This is a genomic window from Sphingomonas sp. 8AM (genome assembly GCF_902506455.1).
Classification (GTDB): domain Bacteria; phylum Pseudomonadota; class Alphaproteobacteria; order Sphingomonadales; family Sphingomonadaceae; genus Sphingomonas.
This window is the reverse complement of the sequence record NZ_LR733853.1, coordinates 1-1,066: the sequence shown is the minus strand read 5'-3', so window position 1 is coordinate 1,066 and position 1,066 is coordinate 1. Positions and strand designations below refer to the sequence as shown.

General features: G+C 58.5%; 1 protein-coding gene. It reads left to right on the top strand.

Going from position 1 to position 1,066, the window contains the following annotated elements; all coding sequences use genetic code 11:
- Nucleotides 1-98: 98 nt before the first annotated feature.
- Complete coding sequence (locus tag BACI71_RS17595; protein ID WP_159761499.1) at nt 99-944, top strand: TonB-dependent receptor domain-containing protein; 846 nt, start codon at nt 99-101, stop codon at nt 942-944.
- The last annotated feature ends 122 nt before the right edge of the window (nt 945-1,066 follow it).

The window sequence follows — 1,066 nt, the reverse complement described above, 5'->3', positions numbered from 1 at the left end:
ATAGTGGTGTTGGCGGGCTGACGCCCGCCGATGCTGCCAAGCGGGTTGTGCAACACCGCCCCGACGGGCACCATGACAACCCCGGACTCCAGTTATGACTGGAGGAGCTTTGGGGAGCACGTCAATCAGTTACGGCCGGGCTGACGATCACGCCGAAGTTTCTGCCGCGCTTCAACTTCAACGTTGATTATTATCGCATCAAGATCATCGGATTCATCAGCTATGTAGATCCGTACATCGCGTTCATTCAGTGTCAGGCGGGGGAGGATTTCTACTGCTCGCGCTACAATCGAGATACCGTTTCCGGCCGGATCGACGTGGCGGGATCTTATGCGGACAATCGTCCGGCGAATTTCGGGCGACAGATCAACGAAGGCGTGGATTTCAATACCAGCTATCGCTTTGACACGCTCGAGGTCTTCAACAAGGATCTCGGCGCGATCGACGTCAATTTCGTCGGCAATCTGCGTACCAAGAACGAACAGCATAAGCTGCCCGGGCAGCCCGTTTTCGACTGCACCGGCTATTACGGCTATGGCGGCAAGGAGAATTGCGGCTCTGCGCCGAGCGCGGCGTGGCGGCATACCCTGCGGGTGGTCTGGGCGGTGCCGTGGAGCGGTCTGGCCGTGAATGGACTGTGGCGTTACGGCGGAGCCGTCAAATATTCGGGGCTATCGTCCAATCCGGTGCTCAGCACGCCCCCGACGGCAACCGACGCGATCATTTCGCGCCAGAGTGCCTATCTCCCTGCGGCGAGCCTGTTCGATCTTGGCGCCACGATCAAGATCGGCAAGGTCTCGTCGCTTCGCCTGACCATCAACAACGTCCTCGACAAGGATCCGTATCTGATGGTCAATAACCATGGTGGCTGGTACAATACGCAACCGCAGATGTACGACGTCTTCGGGCGCAAGATCACGATCGGGTTCTCGACCGCCCTCTAGGCCGGATCGACATTCAGGATTCCCAAACGCCGTGAAGGCTGATTCATAGGCATCCGTGTCGAGGCTCGGAGCGAGTGATGGGGATTAAGCGGTACGAGTTGAGCGAGGCGCAATGGTCGCGG